Source organism: Actinomadura sp. GTD37 (assembly GCF_041951365.1).
GTDB lineage: Bacteria > Actinomycetota > Actinomycetes > Streptosporangiales > Streptosporangiaceae > Spirillospora.
Genome location: NZ_JBGNUS010000002.1, coordinates 572598 through 588486, shown reverse-complemented (window position 1 = coordinate 588486; position 15889 = coordinate 572598). Strand labels below are relative to the sequence as shown.

Genomic DNA, 15889 nt, shown 5'->3' with positions numbered 1-15889 from the left:
AGAAAGCTGCCAAGGATGGTTGTCATCGTTCGTCTTTGTTGTCATTTTTGATCAGGAACCGGTAGCGATCACACCGTCACGGACGATGTACGCACCAAGAGCGAGGTGACCCCTGGCATGAGCTACACCACTGCGGACCCGGGCCCACCGGCCCTCCGGCTCGCGAGTACCGGAACACTGACCTACGGCCTGTCGGTCGGCGAGGTCCTCGGCGTCAGCACCCTGAACGGCGCCCGCCTCATCGCCGGCCGGGCCGGACTCGAGCGCGTCGTCCAGCGGCTCAACGTGATGGAGGTCCCCGACATCCTGTCGTGGGTCAAACCGAACGAGCTGCTCCTCACCACCGGCTACCCCCTCCGCAACACCCCCCAGTCGCTCGGCAACCTGGTCGCCGACCTGGACGAGCGCGGCCTCGCGGCACTGGCCATCAAGCTGGGCCGCTACCTGGACTCCCTCCCCGCCGAGATGATCGCGCAGGCCGACCGGCGCGGCTTCCCGCTGATCCTGCTCCCCAACGACGTCGGCTTCGACGACATCCTGAACCAGGTCCTGACCGACATCCTGAACCGGCAGGCCGCCGTCCTCGCCCGCACCGAGGAGGTGCACCGCGCGCTCGTGCAGATCGTGCTGTGCGGCGGCGGCCTCCAGGAGGTCGTGGACGAGGTCGCGACCTTGCTGGACGTCGCGGTCGTGGCGCTGGACGGCGAGCAGCGCGTGCTCGCCGGCGCCGGGCCGGACGAGCACGTCCAGGCGATGCGCGCGTTCGACGCGGGCCGGCACGCGGCGTGCGGGCGCGGCGGCTGCGGCATCATCGGCGCGCACGGCACCGGCGACCACCTGGTCGTGCCCGTGCTGGCGGGCGGCTTCGACCACGGCCGGATCGTCGCGTTCAGCCCCGCCGGGACGCTGCGCGGCACCGACCTCGGCATCCTGGAGCGCGCCGCGACCGTCGCGGCGCTCGTGGTGACCAAGCAGCAGGCCGTCGCGGCGGTGGAGAGCAAGTACCGCGCCGACTTCCTGCGCGACATCCTCGCCGGGCGGGCCGGCGACGACGGCCGCGTCGTCGCGCACTGCGGCGGGTTCGGCTGGGACCTGGACCGCCCGATGATGGTGCTCGTCGCCGAGCTGGACGGCCGCCCGCGCGGCGCCGACCCCGAGGGGAAGGGCCGCGCGAAGGGCGCCGACGCCGACGGGAAGGGCCGCGGCGCCGAGGAGCGGTCGGCGCAGGAGCGGCTCGCCGCCGCGTGGACGACCGCCGTCCGCCGGCACGACAGGGGCGCGGCCGTCGCGAGCTTCGCGCACGAGGTCGTCGCGGTCGTCGGCGCGGACGGGGACGACCCCGCCGAGTGGGCGGCCGGGCCGGTGCAGGCGATGGTCAAGGAGGCGTCGTCGATCTTCGCCGAGCATCTGCCGGTGCGGCGGACGTTCTCCACCGGCATCAGCCGGACGGTGGCGTCCCCGGCGGCGCTGCCCGAGGCGTACGAGCAGGCGGTGAAGGCCGTCCGGGTCGGGCGCCAGCTCAACGGCGCGGGCGCGCGGGCGCACTTCGACCAGCTCGGCGTGTACCGGCTGCTCAGCCTGGTGTCGGACCCGGAGGAACTGCACGCGTTCGTCCGCGAGACGCTCGGCGACCTCGCGGCCGACGACGAGCCGGAGCTGGTCGACCTGCGCCGCACCCTCCAGGTGCTGCTGGAGACCAACCTCAACGTCGCCGAGACGGCCCGCCGGCTCCACTTCCACTACAACACGCTGCGGTACCGCATCGGCAAGCTCGAAAGGATGCTCGGGGCGTTCACCGAGGACGCGCATCTGCGACTCAACCTCACCCTCGCTCTGCACGTACTGCGCATGCGTGGTATCTGAGAGTAGCGCAACCGGTCCCGCACCGGCCGGTGCTCCCAATCGGTGGTGCGGGCTTTGGCAGATGTCGCCGATGCCCGGCCATCGGGGTAGATCTACCTTGCCCGCATTGAAGCAGCCCGCATTGAGACAGCCCGCAAGAAGCAGCCCGCGCGAGCGCGGTCGGCCGAGCAGGAGGAGAACCCCGATGGTGATCGGCTGGAAGCTGCACGGCGACGGCCGGACGCCGCCGCCCGGCGAGGTCGTCCGGCCGGACGAGCGGCTGTCGTGGCCGCGCACCGCGGGCATCGGCGCCCAGCACGTGGTGGCGATGTTCGGGGCGACGTTCGTCTTCCCCGTGGTGATGGGCCTCGACCCCAACCTCGCGATCATGATGTCCGGGGTCGCGACGGTCCTGTTCCTGCTGATCGTCGGCGGCCGGGTGCCGAGCTACCTCGGCACCAGCGCGTCCTTCGTCGGCGCGGTGGCGGCGATCCGCGCGGCGGGCGGCGACAGCGCGACCGTGACCGGCGCGATCCTCGTGGCGGGCGCCGTGCTCGCGCTGATCGGCGTGCTCATCCACTTCGCGGGCGGCGAGGTCATCCACCGGGTGTTCCCGCCCGTGGTGACCGGCGCGGTGGTCATGCTCATCGGGTTCAACCTCGCGCCGGTGGTCGCCACCGTGTACTGGCCGCAGGACCAGTGGGTGGCGCTCGCGACGCTGGCGTTCGCCGTCCTCTGCGCGGTGCTGCTGCGCGGCTTCTGGGGGCGCATCACGATCCTGCTGGCGCTGGTGTTCGGATACGCCCTCTCGTGGATTCTGGACAAGACCGCGGGCGCGATCACGTCGGTCCTGCCGGGCCAGAACCTGCTGGACGGCGCGGGCAGGGCGTGCACGGCGGAGGGCCCGTACTGCGTCGCCACCGCGTTCCCGCACGACCGGGTCGACTTCGCGAGCGTGCAGGGCGCCGACTGGTTCGGGTTCCCGAGCCTGCACGGGCCCGACTTCAAGACCTCGGCGATCCTGCTGGCGCTGCCGGCGGTCATCGCGCTGATCGCGGAGAACACCGGGCACGTCAAGGCGGTGTCCGCGATGACCGGCGACGACCTCGACCCCGTCCTCGGCCGCGCCATCACCGCGGACGGCATCGGCACCACCCTCGCCAGCGCGGTCGGCGGCTCGCCCACCACCACCTACGCCGAGAACATCGGCGTCATGGCCGCGACCCGGATCTACTCGACCGCCGCCTACTACGTCGCCGCGGTCGTCGCGATCCTGTTCGGGCTGTGCCCGAAGTTCGGCGCGCTCGTCGCCGCGACGCCGGGCGGCGTGCTCGGCGGCATCACCGTCGTGCTGTACGGGATGATCGGCCTGCTCGGCGCGAAGATCTGGATCGAGAACCGGGTGGACTTCGCCGACCCGGTCAACCTCGTCCCGGTGGCGGCGGCGGTGATCCTCGCCATCGGGAACGTGACGCTCCAGATCACCGACGACTTCCCGCTGCAGGGCATCGCGCTCGGCACCATCGCCGTCCTGCTCGGCTACCACGTCCTGAACGTGCTGCGCGGGCCGGACGACTCGGGCGGCGGCGTCATCGCGCCGTCGGAGAAGGAGATCGGCGGCCCCGTCCGCCCCGCCCCGAACACCGATGCGGGCTGACGGGTGAAGCCGCCGCCGTTCGGCTACCACGCGCCCGGCACGGTCGGCGAGGCGCTCGACGCGCTCGCCGCCGCGCCGGGCGGCAAGGTCCTCGCGGGCGGCCAGAGCCTCATCCCGCTGCTGAACATGCGGCTCGCCGCGCCGTCCGACCTCGTCGACATCAACCGGGTCGGCGAACTGGACACCCTGGAGGCCGGGGAGGGCGGCGTGCGGGTCGGCGCCCTCGCCCGGCACGCGCGGGTGGAGCGCTCGGCGGAGGCGGCCGCCGTGCAGCCGCTGCTCCGGCAGGCGCTCCGGCACGTCGCGCACCCCGTCATCCGCAACCGGGGGACGGTCGTCGGCAGCCTCGCGCACGCCGACCCCGCCGCCGAACTGCCCGCCGTGCTGGCCGTCCTCGGCGGGACGGTCGAGGCGGCGTCGGCGCGGGGGCGCCGCACCATCCCGGCCGCCGAGTTCTTCCGGGGGCCGCTGGAGCCGGCGCTGGAGCCCGGCGAGCTGGCCGTCTCCGCGTTCTTCCCGGCGGCGCCGCCCCGCACCGGCACCGCGTTCACCGAGACGGCGCGGCGGCACGGCGACTACGCGCTCTCCGGGGTCGCCGCCGTCGTCACCCTCGGCGAGGACCTGCGCGTGTCGGCGGCCCGCGCCGGATACCTCGGCATCGCCGCGACGCCGCTCGTCCTCGACCTGACCGGCGCGGCGGGCCCGGCGGGCGACTGGGCGGCCGCCGCCGCGCACGTCCGCGAGCGGATCGACCCGGAACCCGACATCCACGCAGGCGCCGAGTACCGGCGGCACCTGACCGGCGTGCTCACCGAGCGCGCCCTGCGCGCGGCCACGGCCGCAGCACTGCGGAAGGCGGAGGGCTGATGGAGGAGGGCTTCGACGTCGCGCTGACCGTCAACGGGACGCACCGCACGGCCCGCGTCCCGGCCCGGCGGCTGCTGTCGGACCTGCTCCGGCACGACCTCGGGCTCACCGGCACGCACGTCGGCTGCGAGCACGGCGTCTGCGGCTGCTGCACCGTCCTGCTGGACGGCGAGCCGGTGCGGTCGTGCCTGATGTTCGCCGTCACCGCCGCCGGCCGCGACATCACCACCGTGGAGGGCCTCGCGGAGCCGGACGGGACGCCGTCGCCGGTGCAGCGCGCGTTCCGCGAATGCCACGGCCTGCAGTGCGGCTTCTGCACGCCAGGATTCCTGTGCACGGTCACGGCGCTGCTGAGGGAGACGCCGCGCCCGACCGAGGACGAGGTCCTCGAAGGGATCTCCGGGAACCTGTGCCGCTGCACCGGCTACCAGAACATCGTCAAGTCGGTGCACCGCGCCGCGGAGCTGCTCGCCCCCTCCGCGGCGGAACCGTCCGCCGAAGATGGGGAGTGATCGATGGGCACGCGCGTGTTCGGGGAGCGGGTCGAGCGGCGCGAGGACGGACGGCTCCTCACCGGCCGCGGCCGCTACCTCGACGACCTCGGGCGGGACGCGCTCGCGGCGGCGTTCGTCCGGTCCCCGCACGCGCACGCCCGGATCGCCGACATCGACGTGTCCGGCGCGCTCGACGTCGACGGCCTGGTCGCCGTCTACACCAGCGAGGACCTGCCCGGCCGGGTCGGGGAGCCGCTGCCGCTGCTCATCCCGCACCCCGCGCTGACGCACGGCCGCACCGGCCACCCGCTCGCCCGCGACGTCGTCCGGCACGTCGGCGAGCCCGTCGCGATGGTCGTCGCCCGCGACCGCTACCTGGCCGAGGACGCCGCCGAGCGCATCCGCGTCGAGTACGAGCCGCTGCCCGCCGTCGTCGGCATCGACGCGGCGACGCGCGCGGAGCGCCTCGTCCACGACGACGTGCCCGGCAACGTGGCGGCCGTCCTCGTCCAGGAGAACGGGGACGCGCCGGCGGCGATCGACGCGGCGCCGCACGTGCTGGAGTTCGGCCTGTCCATCGAGCGCAGCGCGTCCATGCCGCTGGAGGGGCGCGGCGTCTACGCGCGGTGGGACGCCGACGACGGGTCGCTGCGCGTGTACTCGTCCACGCAGGCGTCCACCAGCGTGCGGGCCGCGATCGCCGCGCGGCTCGGGCTGCCGAACGGCAAGGTCGAGGTGGTCGCCCCGGACGTCGGCGGCGGGTTCGGCGTCAAGATCGTCCACCCGTGGCCGGAGGAGGTCCTCGTCCCGTGGGCGGCGCGGCTGCTGGACCGCGAGATCAAGTGGACCGAGGACCGCCGCGAGCACTTCGTGTCCGCCGCCCACGAGCGCGGGCAGCTCCAGGACGTGCGGGTCGGCTTCGACGGCGCGGGCCGCGTCCTCGGCCTGGACGTGCGGATCCGGCACGACCACGGCGCCTACACCCCGTACGGGATCATCATCCCGATCGTCACGTCCACCCAGCTCCTCGGCCCGTACAAGATCGGCGCGTACCGGGCGGAGGTCGTCAGCCTCTACACCAACACGCTCATCGTCACCCCGTACCGGGGCGCGGGCCGCCCGCAGGGCGTGTTCTGCATGGAGCGGACGATGGACCGCATCGCCCGCCACCTCGGCCTCGACCGCGCCGAGGTGCGCGCCGCGAACCTCATCCAGCCCGACGAGTTCCCCTACGACCAGGGCCTCACGTTCCAGGACGGCCGTCCGCTGATCTACGACTCGGGCGACTACCCGGAGCTGCTCCGCAGGGCGCGGGAGCTGATCGGCTGGGACGGGTTCGAGGCCGAGCGCGCCGCCGCCGCGGCCCGCGGCCGCCGCATCGGCGTCGGCCTCGGCGTGTACGTGGAGGGGACGGGCGTCGGCCCGTACGAGGGCGGGCACGTCGAGATCGACACCGCCGGGCGGGTGCACGTGTCGACCGGGCTGACCTCGCAGGGCCAGGGCCACGAGACGGTGTTCGCGCAGATCGCCGCCGCCGAGCTGGGCGTCCCGATCGGGGACGTGCACGTCACGACCGGCGACACGCGGCGCTTCGGGTACGCGGTCGGGACGTTCGCGTCCCGCGCGGCGGTGATGAGCGGCAACGCGATCGCGCTGGCGTGCCGGAAGGCGCGCGGCAAGGCGCTGCGCATCGCGGGGGAGGCCCTGGAGGCCGACCCGGACGACCTGGACATCACCGACGGCGTCGTGCACGTGCGCGGCGACCGGTCGGCGTCCGTGCCGCTGCGGACGGTCGCGGTGCTGTCGAACCCGCTGCGGTACGCGTTCGACGAGGAGGCCGCGGCGGCGACGCAGTTCGCGGTGGGCCGGCCGGTGACCGAGCCGCCGGTCGCGGCGGGGGAGGAGCCGGGCCTGGAGGGGCGCGACTACTACTCGCCCGTCCGGTCCACGTTCGCGGCCGGGGCGCACGCCGCGATCGTGGAGGTCGACCCCGACACGGCCGAGATCGCGATCCTGCGGTACGCGGTCGTCCACGACTGCGGGCGGCTCATCAACCCGATGGTGGTCGAGGGGCAGATCCACGGCGGCGTCGCGCAGGGCGTCGGCGGCGCGCTGTACGAGCGGATGGTCTACGACGAGTCGGGGCAGCTGCTCAACGCGTCCTTCATGGACTTCCTCATGCCGTACGCGACGGAGATCCCGCACATCGAGACCGACCACCTGGAGACGCCGTCGCCGCTGAACCCGCTCGGCATCAAGGGCGCGGGGGAGGCGGGCGTCATCCCGGTGTCGGCCGTGATCGCGTCGGCGGTCGAGGACGCGGAGGGCGTCCGCGTGGACGCGATGCCGCTCTCCCCGGACGGCCTCTACACGCTCCGGTTGCGGGCCGCGGCCGATCCGTCGCTGCGCGTCCGGGAGGGCGTGCCGGCCGGCTGACGCCCTCCCCTGCCGGCGCCGCTGTGCTGATGCTGGCGGGACCGGCTCGGGAAGCGGGGGACCTCGGTCCCGCCAGCGTGTTGACCTTAGTGAAGGACCGCCGTGGCCTTCGGAGTAACCGGGATTCCTCCGGGAAGGTCGGAAATCACCCGTGTGCGGGGGTGTCGGGGACGGTCCCGCCGAGCGATCGCGGCAGGTAGTTCTCCACGGCGGCGGGCCGGAACCCGGCCTGCCGGATCCAGCCGAGGATCATCTGGAGTTCCTGCGCGAGGCCCTTGCGGTAGTGCATGAGGATGATGTCGCCGGGCTTGAACCCCTTGCCGCCGTCGCCGCGCGCGAAGCCGTTGTAGCCGACGCCGGGCCCGGACGTGCCGTTGTAGAACTCCGCCGACCACAGCAGCACCGACTTGACGCCGCATTCCTTGGCGACCCGCAGGGTCGTCTGGTTGTAGCTGCCGAACGGCGGGCGGAAGATCTGGGGCCTGCGGGCGTACTGCGCCTGGATGGCGTCCGACGCCCCGCAGATCTCCTTCTTCTGCGCCTCGGCGCTGAGCGTCGCCATGTTGGGGTGGCTGATGGTGTGGTTCTCCATCGGCGACCCCGCGTTGCGCATCGCCCAGAAGTACTGCCCCTGGCCCTTGATGTAGGTCGAGGTCAGGAACGTCATGAGCGGAACCTTCTCCTTGCGGACGAGGTTCACGAACTCCGAGTCGTAGGTGTAGCCGTCGTCGATGGTGAGGAAGACGACGCGCTCCTGGGTCTCGATGCGGCTGATGACGAGCGGCAGGCCGTTCGCGGCGGGTTTCGGCATCGTCCAGGACCCGGGCTTGGGCGTCGCCCAGGTCTGGTCGCCGAGCACCGAGGCGAGCTGCGTCCGCATGGACGGTCCCGAGTCGCCGGCCTGGGCGGCCGCGACGGGCCAGCCGCCCGCGGCCACGCCGAGCACTCCGGCGGCAACCATGGCGATCACGGGCGTCTTCCCTCGCATCGGCCGCGTACTCCGTTCACTGGGGGGTGGAATCTGTCAGAGGTTCGCATCGGTTGACGCGCCGGTGGCGGCCGCGGTTCGCGTCCGTCCGGAACCTGCCGGACATATCTGACCATTTCCCAGGGTCGCCGGGGCGCATCTGCCCAAACCTCGGCGTGTACTCGGCAGATTTTGCCGTTCGGAGGGGCGGCCGCGTTCTCTACAGTCGGGTCATGCAGCTGAACGGCAGTGCCGGCGTCGCCGCCCCGCTCGACCGCGTGTGGGACGCGCTCCAGGACCCGGCCGTCCTCGCCAGGACGATCCCCGGGTGCCGCTCCCTGGAGGAGACGGGACCGGGCGCCTACCGCATGACCGTCACCGCGGGCGTCGCCTCCATCCAGGGCACCTACGTGGGCCGGGTGGAGCTCTCCGAGCCCGACCCGCCGCGCTCGTTCGTGCTGCGGGCGCGCGGCCAGGGCGCGCCGGGCACGGTGGACGCGACCGTCCGCGTCCGGCTGTCGGACGGCGGCGGCGCGACCCGCATCGACTACGACGCGGACGCGGTCGTCGGCGGGATGGTCGGCGGGGTCGGGCAGCGGATGCTGGGCAGCGTCGCCAAGCGCACCGCCGGCGAGTTCTTCGCCGCCGTCGAACGCGACCTCTGCGCGCCCGCCCCGGCGGCCGCGCCCGCCGCGGCGGCGCCGTCCGGGGCCGCGCCGGCGGCCGGGGCTCCAGCAGCGGGCGCGGGGGCCGTCTACGCGGGACGGGCGGCGCCGGAGCGCACGGCGGCGGCGTGGCCGATGGCCGCGGCGTTCGCCTCCGGGGGCGCGGTCGCCCTCGCCGGCGTCGCCCTCGGCTACCTGCTCGGCCGCCGCTCCCGCGGCCGCTGACCCGCGTCCGCGCCTCCCGCGGGCCCGGGAACGGCAGCGGCGGGCGCCCGGAAGGGGTTCTCCCCCCGGAACGCCCGCCGTCGCGGCGGTGTCAGCCGACCGACACCAGGTCGACGATGAAGATGAGCGTCTCGCCGGGCTTGATCGCCGGGCTCGGGCTGCGGTCGCCGTAGGCGAGGTGCGGCGGGATGACGAGCTTGCGCCGCCCGCCGACCTTCATGCCGGCGATGCCCATGTCCCAGCCCTTGATGACGCGGCCCGCGCCGAGCTGGAAGTCGAGCGTCGAACCCCGGTTCCAGGACGCGTCGAACTCCTCGCCCGTGGACCACGACACGCCCACGTAGTGCATCGACACGTTCGAGCCCTTGGCGGCCTCCGGGCCGTCGCCCTCGGTGATGTCGGTGATGTCGAGGTACTCGGGCGGCTGTCCCTCGGGGAAGTCGACCTCGGGGCGTTCAAGCGCCATGAAGGGGCTCCAGCGGTGTCGTCGAGATGGGTCGTGCAACGGAAGGGCTCAGCCTAGTCCTAGCCGCTCCCACGAAAGAACGGCGCGCCCGTTGGCAGATTGCGACGGTTCCGCAGGTGGGCGCCGTCCGGTAGACCCTTGCGTATGGCGAGGCGGCTGCGGATCGGGATCGACACGGGCGGGACGTTCACCGACGTCGTGGCGCTGGACGGGGACGGGCGGCTCGTCACCACCAAGACGCCGTCGACGCCCGGCGACCCGGCGGAGGGGTTCGCGGACGGCGTCGGCAAGGTGCTCGGCCTGCTCGGCGCCGAACCGGGGGACGTCGCGGCGCTGTCGCACGGCACCACGGTCGCGACGAACCGGCTCCTCGAGGACCGGATCGACGACCTCGGGTTCGTCACGACCGAGGGGTTCGAGCCGATCCTGGAGATCGCGCGGCAGAGCGTCCCGGACGGCTACGGCAACAGCTACTTCTGGGTGAAGCCGCCGCGGATCGTCCCGCTGCACCGGGTGCGGGGGGTCGGCGGGCGGCTCGACCACACCGGCGCCGAGATCCGCCCGTTCGACGAGGCGTCGGCGGTCGCGGCGGCCCGCTGGTTCCGCGACCGGGGCGTCCGCGCGATCGGGGTCTGCCTCCTGCACTCCTACGCCGACCCGTCGCACGAGCTGGCGATGCGGGACGTGCTGCGCCGCGAGCACCCGGACGCGGTCGTGTCGCTGTCGTGCGAGGTGCTGCGCGAGTACCGCGAGTACGAGCGGTCGGTGACGACGCTCGTGGACGCCGCCGTCAAGCCCGCCGTGAACGGCTACCTCGCCCGGATCGCCGGGCGCGTCGCGGCCCGGCTGCTGGTGATGCAGAGCAACGGCGGCGTCCTGTCGGCGGACGAGGTCGCCCGGCAGCCCGTCACGACGGTGCTGTCGGGCCCGGCGGCGGGGGCCCTCGGCGCGGCGTTCGTCGTCTCGCGCAGCGGCCGCCGCTCCGTCGTGACGCTGGACGGCGGCGGGACGTCCACCGACGTCGCCGTCGTCCTGGACGGCGAGCCGACCCTGACGACCGAGGGCTCGGTCGGCCGGCACCCCGTGAAGATCCCGATGATCGACATCGTGACGGTCGGCGCGGGCGGCGGCTCGGTCGCCTGGCGGTCGCCCGACGGCGCGCTGAAGGTCGGGCCGCGCAGCGCGGGCGCCGACCCGGGGCCGCTCTGCTACGGGCGCGGCGGTACCGGCGTCACGGTGACCGACGCGCACGCCGTCCTCGGCCGCATCCCGCCGCACCTGCTCGGCGGCGAGGTCCCGCTGGACGTGGACGCCGCCCGGCGCGGCCTGCGGGCGCTGGCCGGGGAGCTCGGGCTGGCGGTCGAGCGGGCCGCCGCCGGGATCCTGGAGATCTCGGCGTGGAACCAGGCCAACGCGATCCGGCGGATCACGGTGAAGCGGGGCCTGGACGTCCGCGACTACCCGCTCGTCGCGTTCGGCGGCTCGGGGCCGCTGCTCGCGTGCCGGCTGCTCGACGTCCTCGGCCTGCCCGCCGCCGTCGTCCCGGAGAACCCCGGCAGCCTGTCGGCGTTCGGGCTGCTCACGGTGGACGTGAAGAGCGACCGCGTCCGGACGCGGGTCGTCCGCGACGCCGAACTCGACCCGGCGCTCCTCGGCGCGGTCTACGCCGATCTGGAGGGCGAGGCCGCGGCGGCCCTCGCCCGCGAGGGGTTCCCGGCGGACCGGCGCCGCTTCGCCCGCTCGGCCGACCTCCGCTACTGCGGGCAGGCGTTCGAGGTGCGGGTGCCCGCGCCCGCCGGTCGGCCGGACGCGGCGTTCCGCGCGGAGGTCGTCCGCCGGTTCCACGACGCCCACGAGGCCCTCTACGGCTACTGCTACCGGGACGACCCGCGCCATCCGGTCGAATGGGTGAACCTGCGCGTCTCCGGCATCGGCCCGATCGACCGCCCGCGCCTCGCCGAGCGTCCGCCCGGCGACGGCGACGGCGACGGGTCCCGCGCACGCACGGGCACGCGCCCCGTGTACTTCGACGCCTGGGCGGAGACGGCGGTCTACCGGCGCGAGAGACTCGTCCCCGGCGACACGGTCGCGGGCCCGGCCGTCATCGAGGAGTTCGGCTCCACGCTGCCCCTCCACCCCGGCTTCACCGCGACCCTCGACGGCTACGGGAACCTGGTGGTGACGCGATGACCGACCCGATGACCGACCCGATCCTGCTGGAGATCGTCGAGGGGACGCTGGCGTCGGTCGAGCGCGAGGTCGAGACGGCCATCGCCCGGACGGCCCGGTCCCCGATGATCAGGGACGCGCACGACTTCCGCGCCGGCATCCACGACGGCCGGCTCCGCAAGCTGACCGGGCGCTCGTACTCCGCGCTCGTCCAGCCGATCGTCCGCGACTTCCCCGTGGAGACGATGCGCCCCGGCGACGTGTTCTTCCACAACGACGTGTACCTGTCGGAGGGCGGCATCGGACACCTGCCCGACCTGTGCGTGACCGTCCCGGTGTTCCATTCCGGCGAGGTCGTCGCGTTCGTGCAGGCGTTCGGCCACCACGACGACATCGGCGGCGCCGTCCCCGGCTCGATGCCGAGCCGCGCCCGCAGCGCGTTCGAGGAGGGCCTGATGGTCCCGCCGATCAGACTGCGGGACCGGGGCGTCCCGAACGAGGCGGCGCTGGCCATCATGACCCGCAACTCGCGGATGCCCGACTCCCTCGCCGGCGACCTCGACGCCGAATGCTCGGCGTGCCTGATGGGCGCCCGCCGCCTCGGCGAGCTGTTCGCCCGCTACGGCCGCGCCGACGTGACGGCGTGCTTCGACGCGATCATCGACCGGACCACCGAGACGTTCCGCCGCGAACTGCTCGCCAAGATCCCCGACGGCGTCTTCACCTGGGAGGACTACGCCGAGCACGACGGCGTGGACCCGCCCCGCCTGCACGCCCAGCGCATCACGCTGACCGTCGACAAGGCGGCGGCCGTCCCCCTGGTCATCGACTTCACCGGCACGTCGCCCCAGGCCAAGGGCCCCATCAACCACGCGGGCGACTACGCGGACGGCGTCTTCCTGAAGAAGTGGCTCGCGCCCGTCCTGCGGAACCTGGCCGACACGCCCGAGCGGGCCGCCGAACTCGACGTCAACGAGGGCGTCGTCCCGCTCATGGAGCTGCGCTTCCCGGAGAAGGGCACCCTCCTCACGCCCGTCTTCCCGGCGCCGACCAACGCCCGCACGTTCGTCATCCTGCGGCTCCTGGGCGTCCTCGCGGGCGTCCTGGCCAAGGCCACGAACGGGCGGATGCCCGCCGACCAGGAGACGATCCGCTACACCGGCGTCCACGGCGAGGACGACCGGGGCCCGTACCTGATGCGCGAGGTGCTCGGCGGCGGCTCGGGGGGCCGCTACCACGCCGACGGCGAGGACACCGTCCACGTCGTCCCCGACTCCCGCAACATCCCCGCCGAGTTCGCCGAGGCCCGCTGGCCGTTCGTCGTGGAACGCCTCGGCCTCGCCGTCGACTCCGGCGGCCCGGGGGAGTACCGGGGCGGCCTCGGCTACGACAAGCACATCCGGATGCTCCGCGACGCCTGCTACATGTCGGTCGCCGACCGCTCGATCCTGTCGTGCTGGGGCGTCAACGGGGGCCGCGCCGGCCGCCCCTTCCGCGTCGACATCGACGGCGAGGAGATGGACGGCCTGGTGGACGACCAGCCCGTCCGCGAAGGCCAGGTGATCCGCATCCGCACCACCGGCGGCGGAGGCTGGGGCGACCCGCTGAACCGCGACCCGTCCCGCGTGGCCGCCGACGTCCGCGACGGCAAGGTCTCCCCGGACGGCGCCCGCGACGACTACGGCGTGCTCCTCCGGGACGGCGCGGTGGACGAGGACGCGACCGGCGCCCTGCGCGCGCGCCTCCGCGCCGAGCGGGGCCCCGCCGCCTTCTTCGACCGGGGCCCCGGCTACCCCCGCCTCTCCGGCGGCGCCGCGTCCGCCGACGTCGACGCCCTCGAAGGCGGTCCCGCGGGGCCGTGACGCGGCGGGGAGAGCCGGGCGGCCTGTCAGCGGGTGCGCTGGTGGATGGTGACCAGGGAGTCCTTGCCGTACCTCGTCGCCTCGGTCAGCGTCCACGCGCTCTTGTCGGGCGTCGCCGTCCAGAGCGTCCGGCCGTGGCCGAGGATCACCGGGAACCACATGAGCCGGATCTCGTCGACCAGGTCGTGCGCGAGCAGGCCCTGGGCGAGCCTGATGCTGCCCGGCACGGAGATCTCGCCGTCGACGTCCCGCCTGAGCCGCGCCACCTCCTCGGCGAGGTCGCCCGAGAGCACCGACGTGTTGTTCCAGCCGGGGTCTTCGAGCGTGCTGGAGACGACGTACTTCGGCATGCTGTTGTACTTGTCGGCGAGTTCGCCCTCGTACTCCGGCCACGCGGAGGCGAAGCCCTCGTAGGTGGTGCGGCCCAGCAGCAGCGCGGCGGACCCGAGCGCCTCGTCGGTCTTGAACTGCTCGCCGTCCGGCCCGCGGTCGAACTGGAAGCTCCAGTCCTGGTACTTGAAGTCCTCGCCGCCGGGCGCCTCGACGACGCCGTCCAGGGAGATGAACTCGGTCACGACGATCTTCCCCATGTCAGGCTCCCTTGGCGAAGGCGCCCAGCACGGGCGCGAGGACGGCGGGGGTGGTGCTGTGGTTCTCGCCCGGGACCGCCTTGAGCCCGGCGGTCGGCAGATGCTCCGCCAGCGCCTTCGCGCCCGCGGCGAGGTGCGGCCAGGTGTCCTGTCCGTGCAGGACGAGGACGGGCACCCCGACCTTGTCCCACAGGTCGCCGCGGAGCGGCCTGCCGGACATGGTGTCGCCGACGTTCCGTCCGTCGTAGGCGATGGTCGGGGCGACGGCTTCGAGGGCGGGCCAGAAGTCACTGCCGCGCATCTCGCGGACGGCGTCCCCGGGCAGGCCGGCGACGGCGGTCAGGAACAGCTCCACGGCGTCCCCGGGCCGGCCGGCGGCGACGGCCGCGTCGAGCCGCTCGACGTAGTCGGGCGGGAGCGGGGGGTGGGAGCCGTCCGCGATGACCGGCGGCTCGAACAGCGCCAGGCGCGCGACCGGCGCGCCGGCCTGCGCCGCGTTGAGGGCCAGGTGCCCTCCGGACGACCAGCCGAACACCGTCGCCGGGCCGCCCCCGCCCGCCTGCTCGATGACCGCGGTGAGGTCCTCGATCTCGCGTTCGACCGCGTATGGGGCGGTGTCCCCGCTCTCCCCGCGTCCGCGCCGGTCGTAGTTGACCACGTGGAACTCGCCGGCGAGCAGCTCCGCCGTCGCGGCGTTCTCCGGTGTCGCGGCGCGATGGGCGGTCGCGCCGTCGATGATGATGATCGGCTCGCCCTCGCCCCACGCGCTGTAGGCGAGGACGGTGCCGTCGGCCGAGGTCGCAGTGCCCTGGAACATCAGGTCGCACCTTTCCAGTGTCGGGCCGCGTCCGTCGCGGCGACCCAACCCTAGAAACGCTCGTCGTCCTCGATCTTGTACAGAAGCGACAGCGGCTCCCCGGCGTCCCGCCGCAGCCCCGTCGCGGTACGGCCGACGAACCGCCGCAGCGACCTCGCCATGTGCGGCTGGTCGTAGTAGCCGAGCCGGTGCACGACCTCCAGGGACGGCACGCCCTCCCGGAGCAGCACCGCGGCGTGGCGGGCGCGGTCGATCTGCCGGATCGCGCCCTGCGTGAGGCCCGTCGCGGCGGCGACGCGCCGCTGCACCGACCGGGACCCGACCTCGGCGCCGCCTCCCCGCACGACCTCGTCGACGAGCGGGTCGCGCGTGACCACGCCCGCGTGCACGAGCCCGCGGACGAAGTCCTCCGCGCAGTCGGGGCCGGGGATCGCCCATTTCTCGCCCCGCAGGACGAAGACGCTCTCGTCGGCGTACGGGCTCTCCAGCTCGGCGTCGACGAGCCGGGGGACCGGCAGATGCGGCATCGACGCGCCGTGCGCGAACGTGATGCCGAACGACTCCGAGTCGCCTGCGGCGGTCACGGTCGACGCGGACGTCTCCGGGCCGCGGACGGCGGCGTGCATGGCGCCCTCGAACTCCCAGAAGACGAGTTCCCAGTTCGACGTCGCGACCGACGTCAGGCTCTCCACTCCGCTGGACCGCCCGTGCCAGACCCGCGCGATGTACGGCGAATCGGACGCACGGTGGTCGCTCTCGATCGGCATCCCGCGTCCTCCCCCTCCCTCCGCCGATGCTACCGACCACCGCGCAGGGGTCCGCAGGGCCGGAG

General features: G+C 73.9%; 13 protein-coding genes. 8 read left to right on the top strand and 5 right to left on the bottom strand.

What is annotated here, in order from left to right; translation table 11 throughout:
* The first annotated feature begins 117 nt into the window (after positions 1-117).
* The 5 genes from ACA511_RS16825 to cutA all read left to right on the top strand — a co-directional run bounded on the left by ACA511_RS16825 (position 118) and on the right by cutA (position 7296).
* Positions 118-1863 carry a PucR family transcriptional regulator gene (locus tag ACA511_RS16825; RefSeq protein ID WP_375025266.1) on the top strand — a complete coding sequence of 582 codons (1746 nt, stop codon included), beginning with the start codon at positions 118-120 and terminating at the stop codon, positions 1861-1863.
* Positions 1864-2047: 184 nt separating this feature from the next.
* Positions 2048-3499 carry a uracil-xanthine permease family protein gene (locus ACA511_RS16820; protein WP_375025265.1) on the top strand — a complete coding sequence of 484 codons (1452 nt, stop codon included), beginning with the start codon at positions 2048-2050 and terminating at the stop codon, positions 3497-3499.
* 3 nt (positions 3500-3502) lie between these two features.
* The gene (locus ACA511_RS16815; RefSeq protein ID WP_375025264.1) at positions 3503-4366 is read left to right on the top strand and encodes an FAD binding domain-containing protein; all 864 of its coding nucleotides are present in this window, start codon (positions 3503-3505) and stop codon (positions 4364-4366) included.
* Positions 4366-4878 carry a (2Fe-2S)-binding protein gene (locus ACA511_RS16810; RefSeq protein WP_375025263.1) on the top strand — a complete coding sequence of 171 codons (513 nt, stop codon included), beginning with the start codon at positions 4366-4368 and terminating at the stop codon, positions 4876-4878. The genes ACA511_RS16815 and ACA511_RS16810 overlap by 1 nt, the downstream gene beginning before the upstream one ends.
* A 3-nt stretch (positions 4879-4881) precedes the next feature.
* Complete coding sequence (cutA, locus tag ACA511_RS16805; RefSeq protein ID WP_375025262.1) at positions 4882-7296, top strand: aerobic carbon-monoxide dehydrogenase large subunit; 2415 nt, start codon at positions 4882-4884, stop codon at positions 7294-7296.
* A 145-nt stretch (positions 7297-7441) separates the two neighbouring features.
* Here cutA and ACA511_RS16800 read toward each other — a convergent pair whose 3' ends face one another.
* A complete protein-coding gene (locus ACA511_RS16800; RefSeq protein ID WP_375025609.1) occupies positions 7442-8257 on the bottom strand; it encodes a polysaccharide deacetylase family protein in 816 nt (271 codons plus the stop codon).
* A 239-nt stretch (positions 8258-8496) separates the two neighbouring features.
* On the opposite strand from ACA511_RS16800, the gene ACA511_RS16795 reads away from it, so the two are divergent.
* The gene (locus ACA511_RS16795) at positions 8497-9153 is read left to right on the top strand and encodes a carbon monoxide dehydrogenase subunit G (RefSeq protein ID WP_375025261.1); all 657 of its coding nucleotides are present in this window, start codon (positions 8497-8499) and stop codon (positions 9151-9153) included.
* Positions 9154-9244: 91 nt separating this feature from the next.
* Here ACA511_RS16795 and ACA511_RS16790 read toward each other — a convergent pair whose 3' ends face one another.
* On the bottom strand, positions 9245-9619 hold the full coding sequence (locus tag ACA511_RS16790; RefSeq protein WP_375025260.1) for an FKBP-type peptidyl-prolyl cis-trans isomerase: 375 nt from the start codon (positions 9617-9619) through the stop codon (positions 9245-9247).
* 144 nt (positions 9620-9763) lie between these two features.
* Between ACA511_RS16790 and ACA511_RS16785 the strand changes: the two genes are divergently transcribed.
* Together ACA511_RS16785 and ACA511_RS16780 are read left to right on the top strand one after the other, a co-directional pair.
* Positions 9764-11809: a hydantoinase/oxoprolinase family protein gene (locus ACA511_RS16785; RefSeq protein WP_375025259.1), complete on the top strand. Its 2046-nt coding sequence runs from the start codon at positions 9764-9766 to the stop codon at positions 11807-11809.
* A complete protein-coding gene (locus tag ACA511_RS16780) occupies positions 11806-13650 on the top strand; it encodes a hydantoinase B/oxoprolinase family protein (RefSeq protein WP_375025258.1) in 1845 nt (614 codons plus the stop codon). Before ACA511_RS16785 ends, ACA511_RS16780 begins: the two co-directional genes overlap by 4 nt.
* Before the next feature lie 26 nt (positions 13651-13676).
* Here ACA511_RS16780 and ACA511_RS16775 read toward each other — a convergent pair whose 3' ends face one another.
* Genes ACA511_RS16775 through ACA511_RS16765 form a run of 3 tightly spaced genes read right to left on the bottom strand, consistent with a single transcriptional unit; the run spans position 13677 to position 15824 of the window.
* Positions 13677-14240 (bottom strand): dihydrofolate reductase family protein, encoded by a 564-nt coding sequence (locus ACA511_RS16775; RefSeq protein ID WP_375025257.1) that lies wholly within the window; start codon positions 14238-14240, stop codon positions 13677-13679.
* Between the two features lies 1 nt (position 14241).
* Positions 14242-15057 (bottom strand): alpha/beta fold hydrolase, encoded by an 816-nt coding sequence (locus ACA511_RS16770; RefSeq protein ID WP_375025256.1) that lies wholly within the window; start codon positions 15055-15057, stop codon positions 14242-14244.
* A 50-nt stretch (positions 15058-15107) separates the two neighbouring features.
* The gene (locus ACA511_RS16765) at positions 15108-15824 is read right to left on the bottom strand and encodes a helix-turn-helix domain-containing protein (protein WP_375025255.1); all 717 of its coding nucleotides are present in this window, start codon (positions 15822-15824) and stop codon (positions 15108-15110) included.
* Positions 15825-15889: the final 65 nt, after the last annotated feature.